The sequence below is a fragment of the Exiguobacterium sp. genome, assembly GCF_020832205.1.
Taxonomy (GTDB): Bacteria; Bacillota; Bacilli; order Exiguobacteriales; family Exiguobacteriaceae; genus Exiguobacterium.
On sequence record NZ_JAFIFD010000003.1, the window covers coordinates 143992 to 158753 of the forward strand.

The following is a 14762-nucleotide window of genomic DNA, read 5'->3' on the forward strand; positions in this document are numbered from 1 at the left end:
GTCGAGGACGCCATGTTTCTGTTGGTCCTTTTTTCTAGGAAAGGGTGAATCAAGTGAATGAAACACTTCGCACGATCGGGCAAGAACAGATGATTGCTTCCATCAAATCGCCAAAACAATTCGAAACGTTCCTTCAATCCGATGTCACGACGACGTTCTTCATGATGGGCACGCTCAGCACGCTCGACCGCTACGTGTCCCACTTGAAGCGAGAGAACAAGACCGTGTTCTTGCACGCCGAGCGCATTAACGGCATCAGCCTCGACCGCGACGGCATCGACTATTTGGCGAAACGGGTCGGTGCCGACGGGATCGTCACGACGAAAGCGTCTGTCATCCAGCACGCGAAACGGGCCGGGCTCATGACGGTACAACGTCTGTTTCTCGTCGACTCGGACGCCGTGACGTCAGGCATCAAGATGGCGAACGACCAGCAGCCGGACGCGCTCGAACTCATGCCGGGCTTGATCCCGAGCGTCATCGAACACGTCGCCGGCAGCGTCCCGTTCCCGATTGTGACGGGCGGGATGATCCGCAAACCGATCGAAGTGCATCAAGCGCTGTCGCACGGTGCGTTCGCCGTCTCGACGGGTGATGAGCGGCTCTGGGCGTCACAAGGAGTGAAGGAGGAAATCATATGAAATCGATTCAACTGCAACACATCAAGAAGTCATACGGGGACACCGAAGTCATCCGCGGAGTTGACGTCACGATCGAGGCCGGCGAGTTTTTCGCGCTCGTCGGACCTTCCGGCTGCGGCAAGAGCACGATGCTGCGGATGATCGCCGGGCTCGAGTCGATCACGGCCGGGACACTTCGTATCGATGGGGTCGCCGCGAACGGGTTAAAGCCGAGCGAGCGCCAACTGTCGATGGTGTTCCAAAACTACGCGCTCTATCCGCACATGACCGTCGAGAAAAACATCACGTTCGGCTTACATACGAAAGGCCTCACACGCCTCGAACAGCGCGAGCGGTGCGTCAAGGCGGCCGAGACGCTCGGATTGACGGACTACTTGAAACGGAAGCCGCGGGAACTGTCAGGCGGCCAGCGCCAACGGGTCGCGCTGGCCCGGGCCATCGTCACCGAGTCGCCGATCTGCCTCATGGACGAGCCACTCTCGAACCTTGACGCCAAGCTCCGGGCCAAGATGCGTTCCGAGATCCGCCAGCTGCAGCGGAAGTTGAACTTGACGATGATTTACGTCACGCACGACCAAGTCGAGGCGATGACGATGGCGGATCGGATGATGTTGTTGAACGACGGGGAAGTTCAACAAGTCGGAAAGCCGCTCGATTTGTACAACAAGCCGGCGAACACGTTCGTCGCCTCGTTCATCGGCTCGCCGCCGATGAACTTGACCGACGTGTCACGCGTCGAAGGCGGTTGGGCCGCCTCGGACGGGCGATTGTTCCGCCCGAACACGGTCACGACGGAAGAGACGGCGACGCTCGGTGTCCGCCCGGAACAAATCACGCCGGCAAACGACGACGTCACGTTCTATGCCGAACTGAAAAATATCGAGGTGCTCGGGACGGAGACGATTCTCGCTTTCGACATGGGCGGCGCGGAATGGCTCGCCAAATGGCCGGGGCAATGGCCGCTCTCGATCGGGGAGAAGGTCGCCTGTCATATCGACCCGAAACAGATGTCGCTCTTTAATGAAGCAGGTCAACGGATCGAGCCGCGCCAACCGAAACTGTTTGAGGCGTTGGAGGTGTTCCAATGACGGTCGCATTACCGAGACAACGCGTGAAGGCACGTCTTTCTGATGCGGCGAGCGGTCTGCTCTACTTGTCGCCGTCGATCGCACTATTCGGGATTTTCCTCGTCTATCCGCTCCTCCGGACGATTTACTTGAGCTTCTTCCGGACGGACACGCAAGGGACGCCGCTCAGTTTTGTCGGGGCGGAGCACTACACGCGGTTATTTGCGAGTGCGTCGTTTTGGCAAAGCATCCAGGCGACGGTCGGCTTCGTCTTATTGACCGTGCCGCTCACAATCCTCATCGCGCTCGGGCTCGCGTTACTTGCTAACGAGAAGCTGCGCGGCATCGGATTCTTCCGGACGGCGTTCTCGGCGACGATGGGGATGAGCGTCGCCGCCTCGTCTGTCATTTGGATGTTCATGTACAACCCGTCGATCGGCATCTTCAATCGCTTTTTAGAAGCGGTCGGGGCGAGCGGGGTGCAGTGGCTCTTAGACCCGCAATATGCGCTTCTTTCCGTCTCGCTCGCGACCGTCTGGATGAACATCGGCTTCACGTTCTTGATTCTCCTCGGCGGTCTGCAAAACATCGATCGGACGCTCTATGAGAGTGCGGATATCGCCGGGACGAGTTATTGGACGCAACTTCGGGCCATCACGATCCCGATGCTGTCGCCGACGCTTTTCTTCGTCGGCATCATCTCGCTCATCAACGCGTTCCAGACGTTCGGGCAAATCGATTTGCTCACGAAAGGCGGGCCGACGAACTCGACGAACGTCATCGTCTACGCCATCTATAAGGACGCGTTCATCAATTACAACGTCGGCGGCGCGAGCGCGCAGGCGGTGCTGTTGTTCGTCACGGTGCTCTTGTTGACGTGGCTCCAGTTCAAGCTCGTCGAAAGGAAGGTGCATTACCAATGACGGTACGCAACACGCTCGTCTACACGCTTCTCGTCTTGAGCGCCTGCGTCATGTTGTTCCCGATCGCCTATGCGTTCTCGATCAGCCTCATGGACGGGAGCGAGGTGTTAAAAGGCAACCTCATCCCGCACGAGCCGTCGCTCGCGAACTATGTCGCGGCGTTCGAGCGCATCCCGCTCATGACGTATCTCGTCAACAGTCTCGTCGTCGCGCTCCTCGTCATGGTCGGACAAGTCGTCTTGTCGAGTCTCGCCGCGTTCGCTTTCGTCTTCATCGACTTTAAAGGCAAAGGGATCATTTTCATGCTGTTCCTCGCGACGATGATGGTGCCGTGGGAAGCGACGATGGTGCCGAATTTCTTGACGGTGCAGTCGCTCGGCTGGTTGAACACGGTATGGGGGCTGTCGGTGCCGTTCTTCGCTCTCGCCTTCGGGACATTTTTACTGCGGCAACAGTTCAAGACGATTCCGTACGAAATGTACGAGGCGTCCCAGATCGCCGGGATCAGCCGCTTTCGTTTCTTCTGGAACGTCGTCTTGCCGGTATCGAAGACGCCGCTCGTCACGCTGTCCGTGTACAGCTTTTTGACGACGTGGAACATGTACTTATGGCCGCTGCTCGTGACGAACACGGAGCAGGCACGAACGGTCCAAATCGGGATTAAACAGATGCAGTCGAACGAGATCGCCTCGGACTGGGGCGTCGTCATGGCGGCCGTCATCCTAATCATCATCCCGACGCTCCTGCTCTTGTTCGCGGGACAAAAACAACTGCAAGAAGGATTGACGCAAGGCGCCATCAAATAAAAGGAGGAATTTTAAAATGAAGAAAACATGGGGATTATTCGCAGGGTTGGCCAGTTCATTGTTATTGCTCGGGGCGTGCGGCAGTGAAGAGGCGGCACCTGAAGCGTCGGCGACGGAAGACGGGAAGACCGAGGTCGTGTTTTGGCACGCGATGAGCGGTGACTTAGAGACGGCGCTCAACAACCAAGTCGACGCCTTCAACGAATCGCAAGACGACTATGAAGTGAAGCCGATCTTCCAAGGGACGTATGAAGAGGCGCTCACGAAGTTCAACGCCGTCGCCGGTTCACCGGACGCACCGGCCATCATGCAGACGTTCGAGGTAGGGACGAAATATATGATCGACACGAACAAGATCACCCCGGTCCAAGAGTTCATTGACAAGGAAAACTTCGACACGGGCGCATGGGAAGAGAACATCTTGAGCTACTATCAAGTCGACGGCAAGCAGTACTCGATGCCGTTCAACTCGTCGACACCGGTGCTCATTTACAATAAGGACGCGTTCAAAGAAGCGGGACTCGACCCGGAGCAGGCGCCGCGGACGTATGACGAATTGAAACAAGCCGCGAAAGCACTTACGACCGACGACCAGACCGGGTTCACGATCCTTAACTACGGCTGGTTCTTCGAGCAACTCGTCGCCGCCCAAGGCGGTCTTTACGTCGACAACGACAACGGCCGCAGCGGTGCCCCGACGAAAGCGGTGTTTGACGGGGAAGAAGGCCAGAACGCCTTCAACTTGATCAAAGACATGTACGATGAGAAGACGTTCATGAACGTCGGACAAAACTGGGACGACATGCGCGCCGCGTTCCAGTCAGGCAACGTCGCCATGTACCTCGACTCGTCGGCCGGAGTCCGCACGGTCGTCGACAACGCGCCGTTTGACGTCGGTGTGTCGTACTTGCCGGTGCCGAACGAGGCGGACCGGGAAGGTGTCGTCATCGGGGGCGCTTCACTCTGGATGGGTGACGGCATCGCCGACGAGACGAAACAAGGGGCATGGGAGTTCATGAAGCACGTCGCCTCGAAAGAAGCACAAGCGAAATGGCACGTCGAGACGGGGTACTTCGCGATCAACCCGGACGCATACAACGAGCCTATCGTCGAAGAAGTGTGGGCCGAGTATCCGCAACTGAAAGTGACGGTCGACCAATTGAGCGAGACGAAGACGTCGCCGGCGACGCAAGGCGCGCTCATCTCGTCGTTCCCGCAGTCACGTCAAAGCGTCGTCAACGCGATGGAGAGCTTGTATCAAGGTGTGTCGGTCGAGGACGCCTTGAAGCGTGCAGCTGACGAGACGACTTCCACCTTGGGGCAGTAACATGTTGATTTACGCCCATCGCGGCTATAGCGCCAAGTATCCCGAGAACACGCTGAAAGCGTTCGAGGCGGCGTTCCCTCACGCCGATGGCATCGAACTCGATGTCCAGCTGTCAAAAGACGGCCGCCTCGTCGTCATCCATGACGAGACGGTCGACCGGACGACAGACGGGAGCGGCTACGTGAAAGACATGACGCTCCGTCAACTTCGCTTACTTCGGAGCGGGGGAGAACGCATCCCGACGCTTGAAGAAGTGCTCGCGCTCGTCGCACCGCACGACATCACGCTCAACGTCGAGCTGAAGACGGACCGATTTGAGTATGCGGGTATCGAGTATCTCGCGTGGCTGGCAACCGAAGAGTTCGAACTCGAGAAACGTGTCGTCTTCTCCTCGTTCAATCCGGACACGCTCGTCCGGTTGCGGGAGGTCGCACCTGAAGCGAGGATCGCTGTCTTGACCGGCGACGGTCATCCGGACTTGCTGGACGTCGTCACCCGGCTCAAGGCGGAAGCTGTCCATGCCCAGCCCGAGTTCGTCGGGACGGACATGTGGGAGAAGCTGGAGCAACAAGTGTCGATTCGCCTGTATACGATCAACGAGGTGAGTCAGCTCTCGCTCGTCGATGGCGTCGAGGCCATCATGACCGATGAAGTGGAATTGTTGGCGCCAGTACGCGAATCGATTCGATGAATAGAAGCGGTGTCCGTGAACGAGCGGGCACCGTTTTTTTGGTATGCAATAACATAGCGAAAGAGCGGCAAGATTTTGGGCGGGCAGTAAGTATAACGCGAGCCACGGTGTATAAAAAAAATGACGCATCATCCATGTGGATGATGCGCCTGCTTAATCAACGGTTATCCGTGAAACGGAATAAGGTGGCCTCCGTTATATGACCTGACAACTTATGTTTTATACGATGTTGGGAATAGATTCGGCTAGAAAACACATACTCCCCATCGTTGACGAACACTTCGATGGACGAGGCATCGATAAAGATGCGGAACGTTCGTCCGTCCGCCTTAATGCGGCGAATGTCGCCGTCCCGTTTTAGTTCGAGCACGTCACCTTGTTTCGAGAACGTAGCGGTGTCTCCGAAACAGTGGAGTGTGAAGTCGCCAATAGCACTGAACGTCAACTCGAGCGCATCGCCTTCAAAAGGTGTCCCGTCAATCTGTTCGCTCGTTCGTCGAAGGATTGTCACCTCTTCAATCGGCGTCATATACAAGCGTCCGTTCCGAAGCGACAACTCGCGCGGGAGGGTCATCTGGTTCGTCCATCCTTCGGCTTGTTCGGGCCAGTTTCGTTCCCACATCGCATTCCATGCGATCAAGATGCGACGGCCACGGTCATCTTGAAACGTCTGGGCGGCATAAAAGTCATGGCCGTAATCGAGCTCGGTGAAGGTGCCGTGCTTATACACCGGCGTGTCGACATCGAGGCTACCGATGAAGTATCCACATTGATGCAAGTTGTGATAGCGGTCATCGTCCGGCTCCATGCCTTGGGGAGATAGGAGCAAGACGTCCCGTCCGTCCAAGCTGAACAGGTCTGGGCATTCCCACATCCAGCCGTGTTCACCGGTCTCTCCGGCAATGACGCCGCGCTCGGTCCAGTGAATCGCGTCGTTTGATTCATACAAGACGACTTTCCCGTCCTTCACGTCACGCGTACCGAGGATCATGTAGTAACGCCCGTTCTCTGTCCATACTTTCGGGTCACGGACATGTGCGTTCCCACGTTCCGGTTCACCCGTGATGAGTGGATTGTTAGGGTGTTTCGTGAACGTCACGCCATCCGTTGACGTCGCCAGGCATTGGACTTGCTTCAGTTCTTCCCGCTGCTCGTCGAGCCATACGTTCCCGGTGTAGTAAAGATGAAGGACACCGTCCACGTTGAGCGCGCTCCCTGAGAACACCCCGTCCCGGTCATAATCTTGACCCGGACGGAGCGCGATCGGCTTGTGTTCCCAATGAATGAGGTCATAAGAGGTGGCGTGACCCCAATGCATGTCGTCCCATTCGACGCCGAACGGATGATATTGATAGAACATATGGTACACCCCGTTGAATTGGCATAGACCGTTCGGGTCGTTCATCCAACCGAACGGGGGAGCGAAATGGTAACGGGGACGGTACGTCATACCGACAACACTTCACTCGTGAACGTATCCGTGATCGAACGTTCCTCGCCGTACACTTCCACGGTGATTGGTTGTTCGAAAGTAGCCCGACGCGAGATTGTCACGTCTTGTTGGGTGGCATAGACGTCGAGCGTCTCGCCTTGCCATTCAATCGAGAACGTGAGTGATGTCCAGGCTTTCGGAAGCATCGGTGAGACGCGGAGCTTCCCGCCTGTCATTCGTACACCGCCAAAACCGTTGACGACGGCTTGCCAAATTCCGCCGAGCGAAGCGGCATGGATGCCGGCGTCAGATGTCTTCATGTTCGGACCGAGGTCGATCTCAGAAGCGCGGCGGAACAAATCGTACGCGAGCTCTTGGTCACCGAGATCAGAAGCAAGAACACTATGCGTTGACAGCGAAAGGGAAGAGTCGTGGAGTGTCTTTGGCTCATAGTATTCCCAGTTCGCCCGTTTTACATCGGCAGAGAACAAGTCTTCGAGCAAGTACATCAAGATCATGACGTCCGCTTGTTTCGACACTTGGATCTCATTCACTTGTTCAAGGTTGTAGTCGAGGAACATGGATCCGACGTTTTCTTGATTTTTATACTTCGTCAAATCGATGATTTCTTTGTCGAGATACGTGTCGTCTTGCGGCAAGACGCCGTCTTCGCGAATTTGCGGCAAGTAAATCAAATCAAGGACATGACGGAACCGTTCCTCGGCCGTCTCAAGATCAAGTTTCTCATTCAACCGATCGAACAGTTCTGATTTCTCGTCACGAAGCAACACGATATACTCGATTGCTTTTTGAATGTTCCAATGCGCCGTATAGTTCGTGAATGCATTGTTGTCAACGTGTTCTTTGTATTCGTCCGGACCGACGACTTCATTGATTTCGTAACGACCGGCTGCTTCATTCCATTCTAACCGGCTCGCCCAGAATTTGGCCGTGTCAATCAACAGCTCATAGCCATACTGGTCCATGAAGTCTTGATCACCCGTCACTTGGTAGTACTGCCACGTTGCGAACGCGATATCGGATGTAATGTGTTGCTCGATAAAGCCGGACCAAATCTTCGTCGCCTCACCGGTCACAATATCGGCCGCGCCCCATACCGGAGTCACTTCTCCATCATCGAGCCAAGCTGACTCCCATGGGAACATCGCCCCTTCATAACCGTTCTCTTGCGCTTTACGGTGTGCCCCAGCGAGGGACTGATAGCGATATTCGAGAAGGCTCCGCGCGATTTTAGGATTCGTGTACGTGTAATACGGGAGGATAAAGATTTCCGTGTCCCAGAACGTATGACCTTTATAACCTTCGCCCGACAAGCCTTTGGCGCCGATGTTCATCCGGTTATCATGTTTTGGAGTCATGACGGCCATATGATACTGAGCAAAACGAATCGCGAGTTGGTCGAACATTTCTTCCGACTCGATTTTAATCGGCACATGTGACCACACGAGATCATCCCATGCTTTAACGTGGTCGGCGAGGAGCCGGTTGTAACCGAGCTTCTCGATATTTTTCGTCACTTCAAGAGCGTGCGCCGCAAGATTCGTCGTCTCGACGTCACGGTCACGTGAAGTGAACACCGTCGAGTATTTCTCGATTGTCAACGTCTCGCCAGCAGAAAGTGAGATGTCGGAGTAGTCGAAGAAGATTTTCCGACGATCCATCTTAATAATCGACTTCGGTTCAAACACATTTTCAGTCGCAAAGCGATGGACGCTATGGAAGGCGAAATCGATTGCTGACTCAGTCGTTTTCTGCAACTGTTGCATGAAGCGACCGTCATAGAGGCGTTTATCGCCTTCAAGGAAATGTTGGACACCGCTGTTCGTCGTCTGTCCGTTGATGCCTGACGTGAGAGCAATCGTCGTCGCTTGTTCTGGTGTAATTGTTACGCGTTGGGCGATGACATGCAAGTTCGCCATCGAGACGAACCGCGAGAAGACGAGGCGATACATCTCTCCGGTCGGGCTCTCCCACGTCACGTCACGCGTCAACTCGGCCTGCTTTAGATTGAGCGTCCGACGATACGAATGAATTTTCCCTTGAGTTAAATCGAATCGAGTGCCATTTAGTTTGAACTCCATCCATAAGACATCTGCTGCGTTCGGAAGTTCAGTGACTTCGTTTTCCGCAAACTTGTTAAACGTCCCTGCGACAAATAAGTTGCGTGTCTCATTAGCGTAATGCTCTTCTGTCACCGACCGTAGTCCCATATAGCCGTTCCCGAGCGAGAAGACGGACTCGCCTTTCCCGAGCCAGTCTTGACAGAATCCATCCTCAGCCACGAGCCAATGTTGCAGCTCTCCAGTACCAGTCGTATAGTTCATCAGTGTATTTGCCACGTTGTACCCTCCTGTATAATAAAGCGCTTTCTTTATTCGACCCCATTCTATCCGAAACGTTTCGGGTAATCAACCACTATTTTCATGAACTTATCTTCCGTTTGATGATAAATCGTGATTAAATGGGGGTAGAAACGTTTTAGAAAAGAGGTTTGACATGGATCAGATGATTGCGAGTTTGGGGTTTCGATTCAAAAAAATACAAGAGTTCCGGGGACAGTCAATTTGGAAGTCCATCTTTTACGTGGTGATGGCCATCTTACTGGCGAATGCGGTTGTTTATGGCGTGAAGTGGTTGAATCAACCCACTTTTGATGAGACGTTGCCGTCGTTTCAAGTGACCACACAAGGCCTGACATACGAAGAGCCTTTTCTGTTCGAGATGCCGGTGCTTGATCTTGTCGTCATGGTCGGGGAGGAGCGCTCGACGAACGCGAAGCAGACACTGTTGCTTGAAGAAGAGGGTTGGGTTTTCAAACGAAGCGGGATCGCGACAGAATTGAACGGTTACGCGACGTTACTCGATTTCGTGAATAAAGAAAAACTGACGGAAACGGACGTCCGGGAAGTCGTGTCAGACTTGAATTGGTTTTACCCGCTCTATATTTATGGGGCGGTTTTGATGGATTTACTCGTTCACATTGTGCTTATCACATTGTTGGCGTTGGCGGGTCTGAGTTTTCGGCGCTTCGTTCCGATTCGCTTTAAAGAAGCCTGGACGATCACGGCTTACGGAATTACAGCACCACTTCTCGTACGAACGGTTATTTCGCTCTTGCCGATCACGGTACAGATGCTCCCGGTCCTTTACTGGGCAACAGTCGGGATATTCGCTTTCATGACAATACGAAAAATCGGCGATGACTAATCATCGCCGATTTTTCGTGACGGACTCCCGAAGGATCAACTGGTTATTGACGAATGCTTCGTGTGGAACGTCTTTTCCTTCGACGATGGAGACGACCATTTTGGCAGCCTTTTTCCCCATCTCATACGGTTGTTGACCGACTGTTGTTAAAGGTGGGGACACGTATTGCGAAAGCAGGATGTTATCGAAACCGATGATCGACAAGTCTTCCGGGACGTTCAAGCCGAGCTCACGTGTCGCTTGTAAGACACCGAGTGCCATGACATCAGATGCGCAAAAGGCGGCGGTCACTTCCGGATGATTCAACAAGAATGGGAGCGACACATTTTTCGCGGCAGCCTCCTCGAAATCACCGTTCAAGACATACTCGTCGTTAAGGTCAATCCCGTTCTCATGCAACACTTGGCGATAGGCGTCGTAGCGCACGGTCGATACGTAGGCGTGGGGGGCACCGTTCATGAAGGCGATATGCCGATGACCGAGACGGATTAAGTAGCGGACCGCTTGCTTCGCACTCTCTAACTGGTTGGAAGTGACGTATCCGGTGTTGATTCCTTCGACTGGAATATCGACGAGCACACATGGGACCGTGCTCTCGATCGCCTCGAGTAAATAGGGGTCGTCTCGCTTGAGGCCTTGAATGACGACGCCGTCGAGTTGGCGTTCGGCACACATTTGTCCGTACGTTTTATTTTTTTGTTTTGAGGTTGTCGTCGATAAGAGGACGAACTCATAATCGAGTTCCGACAATTCGTCTGACACGCCGCAAAGCGTCTCGAACATGAAGTTGTCTTTGACGCTTTCGCGCTTCAAGTCGGTGACGAGGAAACCGATCGTCTTTGACTGTTTCTTGACGAGGCTACGCGCTAGAATATTCGGGCTGTATCCGAGTTCCTTCGCGATACGCATGATTTTGTCCCGTGTCTCTTTATTGACGTCATCGTACCCGTTCAAGGCGCGGGAAACGGTCGTGACGGAAAAACCGGATGCTTTCGAGACGTCTTTCAATGTGGCCATGACGCATGACTCCTTTTCTATGAAAACGTTATGAATAGATCGTTTAAATTTGTTGGTATGTATATTTTAGACCCAGAGGGTTTCACTTGTAAACCTTGAAATGAAAGCGTTTAATTGACTTCGCAAAAAAACACTTGCTTTCCGAAACGTTTCGGGTATAAAATCGAGTTGTGAGTTGAAAGCGGTTACTTTATGTTTTGTCATTATCCATAAGGAGGAAATCACACATGAATAAAAAACGCCTATCATTATCGGTCTTAATGCTGTCGAGTCTCATCTTTGCAGCTGCTTGTGGCGGGAACGATGAAGCGCAAGTCGCTTCAGATCCGTCGGAGCTTGAAGGAAAAGAAATCACGGTCGGGACGTGGAAAGGGACGGATGCTGAAGTCAAGGCGTTTGACGAGTTGCTCGCTGCCTTCACGGAAGAAACCGGAATCAATGTGAAAAAGAAAGTATATAATGACTATCAAACACAACTTCAAACTGACCTTGTTGGCGGTACAGCACCGGACGTCTTTTATGTCGATGCGTTCCTAGCACCGGAACTTTCGAAGCAAGGTGTACTCGAACCGCTCGACCAATATGCAGAACAAGCGGATAAAGATCTGAGTGATTTCTATGAACCGGCAATCAACGCATTCAAGTCGGATGATCAATTGTTTGGGTTACCGAAAGACTACTCGACACTCGGTCTTTATTATAACAAGCGATTGATTGAAGAGGCAGGCTTCACGCCGGACGACATTCCGACCGAAATGGAACAACTTCCTGCCTTCCTTGCCGACTTGAAAGAGCAACTTCCATCAGGTGTCGTTCCAGCAATCACGACGTCAGAACTTGCCCGTCATATGTTTGTCCTTCAATCAGGAGGTACAGATGTGGTCAGTGACGACCGGAAAGCGGTGTTGTCACAGCCTGACCAACTCGCGGCGCTTCAACCGTTAGTGGACGCGTATCAAGACAAGCTCGTGCAACGGCCGGCTGATCTTGGCCAAGGTTGGGCTGGCGATTCGTTCGGTGCTGAGCGCGCGGCTATCATGATTGAAGGGAACTGGGCGATTTCGCACATCGAGCAAAACTTCCCGGATGTCGAGATGGGGACAAAAGAAGTACCAACAATCGGCGGGAACAGCGGTTCGATGATGTTCACGGTTTCTTATTCGCTCAACAGCGATTCGGATGAAAAGGCGGCGGGTTGGGAGTTCATCAACTACGCGACGTCACAAGACGGAATGAAAATCTGGTCTGAAGGGGCTGGTGTTCTTCCATCCCTCAAGTCGATTGCCGAAGAGTTGAACTTACAAGACGATGAGTTGAAAGCACCGTTTGTAGCGGCTGGAGCTTATGCGACACCTTGGCAAAAAGGGGATGCGCTCTCAATCGTTGCACGGGAATACAACAACTTATTACCTGCAGCTCTTACAGGCGATATGACGCTTGAAGAAGCGATGAAACGTGCTGAAGAAGCGGCGAACAAAGATATCGAGACGCAGTTGCAGTAAGACAGAGGGCTCGCGTGACACCGCGAGCCTACTTTTGTTCGGAAAGGAATGGTCCTATGGGCACACAACTCGAGATTAACCGTCGCACGGATGCGGCTGCGCAGGCACCGAGTCCGAAGAACGGAAAAGGGAGCGAACGAAATCGTCGGGAAGCCCTGCAAGGCGTCACGTTCATGTTGCCGACACTACTCCTACTATTCACGTTCACGTTGCTTCCAATCTTTTATTCTCTCTTTCTATCGTTCACGCGCGTCAACTTGTTCGGGGGAATTGACTTTCAATGGGTCGGTTTTACGAACTATGTGAACGCTTGGAACGATGATCGCGTCTGGACGGCACTCAACAACACGTTCCGTTACGCGTTATTCGTCGTCCCGATTCAGACAGCGGTCGCGCTCCTTATGGCAGCCGTCTTGAACTCAGGCATCCGGTTCCAAAATACGTTCCGGACGATTTACTTTTTGCCGACACTCACCTCGAGCTCGGCACTCACGATGATCTTCATGTTCCTTTTCAGTTTGAACGGACCAATCAATAATTTGCTCGTCAACTTTGGTCTGCTTGAAGCACCAGTCAATTTTATCAACGAGACGGATTTCGCGCTCGCAACAATCATGGTCATGAACATCTGGTCGACTGTTCCGTTCTTTATGACGATCTACCTTGCTGGCCTACAAGATATCCCGCGTTCGCTTTATGAGGCGGCATCTCTCGATGGGGCAAACGCATGGCAGAAACTCATGAAAATTACGGTACCGAATTTGACGCCGGTCACAAACTACGTCATTTTGATGGGGATTATCGGGTGTTTCCAATTGTTCGACCAAGCGTATATCATCTCTGGGGGAACGGGCGGACCGAACAATGCGACACTGACGTTCTCGCTGATCATTTATCAGTACGCGTTCCAAACGATCGGGACGATGGGTTATGCTTCGGCGCTCGCCATCATCTTGACCCTCATCATCTTCACCGTGTCGATGCTCGCGCGCAGACTGAACAAAGAAGAGTCGAACTACTAAGGAGGAATGGAACATGAAAAAGAGAAAATGGCCGCGCGTCCTCTTGTACGTCATTCTCGTCTCGTACGCGCTCATCACGATGTACCCATTCCTGTGGGCCGTGCTCGCCTCGTTCAAACCGTATAGCGAGATTGTTGCCGGTGGGCTCACGTTATGGCCTGAAAATCCGACGCTTGCCAATTATCAACATATTTTCACAAACGATCCGCTGTTCCCGCGTTGGATCATGAACTCGTTCTTTATCGCGACAGTCGGGACGATTGTGAACGTCATCTTCAACACGATGGCAGGATACTCGCTTGCCCGTTTACGTTTTCCAGGACGGAACTACTTGTTCCTCCTCATTCTTGCTGTCATGATGGTTCCGGGCCAAATCTTGCTCATCCCGAACTACTTGATCATGCGCTCGCTCGGCATCCTAGATACGTATGCGGCGCTCATCGTTCCAGGAGCGATTAACTTCGCTTACATTTTCTTGATGCGTCAGTTCTTCATCAACTTCCCGAGAGAAGTGGAAGAGGCCGCGCAAGTAGATGGGCTCAATCGATTCCAAACGTTTTGGCGTATCGTATTCCCGATGGCCAAAGCATCCGTGGCGACACAGGCCGTTTTTGTCTTCCTTGGTTTCTGGAATGAGTTTTTGAAGCCCCTTCTCTACATTACGTCACCAGAGAAGTACACGCTCACGCTCGGACTCCAGTCATTCCAAAGCCAAAATGCGACACAGTGGAACTATATCATGGCAGCCTCAGTCGTCAGCATCATTCCAATCATCATTTTGTATATCTTGCTGAATAAATACTTTATGCAAGGGCTACGAATTGGTGGGGACAAATAAGGAGAATTTAAATGAAAGCTTTCATTTTTGATTTAGATGGTGTGATCACGGATAGTGCCGAATACCATTACTTGGCGTGGAAAGCGCTCGGAGAAGACCTTGGTATTCCGTTCGACCGTGAATTCAACGAAACGCTTAAAGGTGTCAGTCGGACCGAATCACTGGAGCGGATTTTGAGTCTCGGAGGGCGGGAACAGGATTTCTCACTAGAAGAGAAGGAACAGCTCGCCACAAAAAAGAATGAACATTACGTATCGCTAATTTCTAA

14 protein-coding genes are annotated in these 14762 nt (G+C 52.9%); 11 read left to right on the top strand and 3 right to left on the bottom strand.

Going from position 1 to position 14762, the window contains the following annotated elements:
• Positions 1-53: 53 nt before the first annotated feature.
• The 6 genes from JJU47_RS00995 to JJU47_RS01020 are packed head-to-tail and all read left to right on the top strand — an operon-like array spanning position 54 to position 5455.
• Positions 54-641 carry a glycerol-3-phosphate responsive antiterminator gene (locus JJU47_RS00995; protein ID WP_228615704.1) on the top strand — a complete coding sequence of 196 codons (588 nt, stop codon included), beginning with the start codon at positions 54-56 and terminating at the stop codon, positions 639-641.
• A complete protein-coding gene (locus JJU47_RS01000; RefSeq protein ID WP_228615705.1) occupies positions 638-1729 on the top strand; it encodes an ABC transporter ATP-binding protein in 1092 nt (363 codons plus the stop codon). Before JJU47_RS00995 ends, JJU47_RS01000 begins: the two co-directional genes overlap by 4 nt.
• Complete coding sequence (locus JJU47_RS01005; RefSeq protein WP_228615706.1) at positions 1726-2631, top strand: carbohydrate ABC transporter permease; 906 nt, start codon at positions 1726-1728, stop codon at positions 2629-2631. The genes JJU47_RS01000 and JJU47_RS01005 overlap by 4 nt, the downstream gene beginning before the upstream one ends.
• A complete protein-coding gene (locus tag JJU47_RS01010; protein ID WP_228615707.1) occupies positions 2628-3437 on the top strand; it encodes a carbohydrate ABC transporter permease in 810 nt (269 codons plus the stop codon). Before JJU47_RS01005 ends, JJU47_RS01010 begins: the two co-directional genes overlap by 4 nt.
• 16 nt (positions 3438-3453) lie before the next feature.
• Positions 3454-4764 (top strand): ABC transporter substrate-binding protein, encoded by a 1311-nt coding sequence (locus JJU47_RS01015; protein ID WP_228615708.1) that lies wholly within the window; start codon positions 3454-3456, stop codon positions 4762-4764.
• Positions 4727-5455: a glycerophosphodiester phosphodiesterase gene (locus tag JJU47_RS01020; RefSeq protein WP_228615709.1), complete on the top strand. Its 729-nt coding sequence runs from the start codon at positions 4727-4729 to the stop codon at positions 5453-5455. The genes JJU47_RS01015 and JJU47_RS01020 overlap by 38 nt, the downstream gene beginning before the upstream one ends.
• A gap of 157 nt (positions 5456-5612) precedes the next feature.
• Here the strand turns inward: JJU47_RS01020 and JJU47_RS01025 are convergent, their stop codons facing one another.
• Complete coding sequence (locus JJU47_RS01025) at positions 5613-6905, bottom strand: glycoside hydrolase family 32 protein (RefSeq protein ID WP_228615710.1); 1293 nt, start codon at positions 6903-6905, stop codon at positions 5613-5615.
• The gene (locus JJU47_RS01030) at positions 6902-9232 is read right to left on the bottom strand and encodes a glycoside hydrolase family 65 protein (protein WP_228615718.1); all 2331 of its coding nucleotides are present in this window, start codon (positions 9230-9232) and stop codon (positions 6902-6904) included. Before JJU47_RS01030 ends, JJU47_RS01025 begins: the two co-directional genes overlap by 4 nt.
• 172 nt (positions 9233-9404) lie before the next feature.
• Here JJU47_RS01030 and JJU47_RS01035 point away from each other — a divergent pair, with 172 nt between their 5' ends.
• Positions 9405-10115, top strand: a complete 711-nt coding sequence (locus JJU47_RS01035; RefSeq protein WP_228615711.1) for a DUF1189 domain-containing protein — start codon at positions 9405-9407, stop codon at positions 10113-10115.
• On the opposite strand, the gene JJU47_RS01040 is transcribed toward JJU47_RS01035, so the two are convergent.
• Positions 10116-11132 carry a LacI family DNA-binding transcriptional regulator gene (locus JJU47_RS01040; protein ID WP_228615712.1) on the bottom strand — a complete coding sequence of 339 codons (1017 nt, stop codon included), beginning with the start codon at positions 11130-11132 and terminating at the stop codon, positions 10116-10118. It lies immediately after the preceding gene.
• Positions 11133-11359: 227 nt separating this feature from the next.
• On the opposite strand from JJU47_RS01040, the gene JJU47_RS01045 reads away from it, so the two are divergent.
• The 4 genes from JJU47_RS01045 to JJU47_RS01060 all read left to right on the top strand — a co-directional run.
• Entirely contained in the window at positions 11360-12634 is a 1275-nt protein-coding gene (locus tag JJU47_RS01045) for an ABC transporter substrate-binding protein (protein WP_228615713.1), read from the top strand.
• A 56-nt stretch (positions 12635-12690) separates the two neighbouring features.
• Positions 12691-13656 (top strand): carbohydrate ABC transporter permease, encoded by a 966-nt coding sequence (locus JJU47_RS01050; protein WP_228615714.1) that lies wholly within the window; start codon positions 12691-12693, stop codon positions 13654-13656.
• Between the two features lie 13 nt (positions 13657-13669).
• Entirely contained in the window at positions 13670-14494 is an 825-nt protein-coding gene (locus tag JJU47_RS01055) for a carbohydrate ABC transporter permease (protein ID WP_211780483.1), read from the top strand.
• An 11-nt stretch (positions 14495-14505) separates the two neighbouring features.
• Positions 14506-14762, top strand: a 257-nt coding sequence (locus JJU47_RS01060) for an HAD family hydrolase (protein ID WP_228615715.1), incomplete at its 3' end; no start/stop codon positions are given.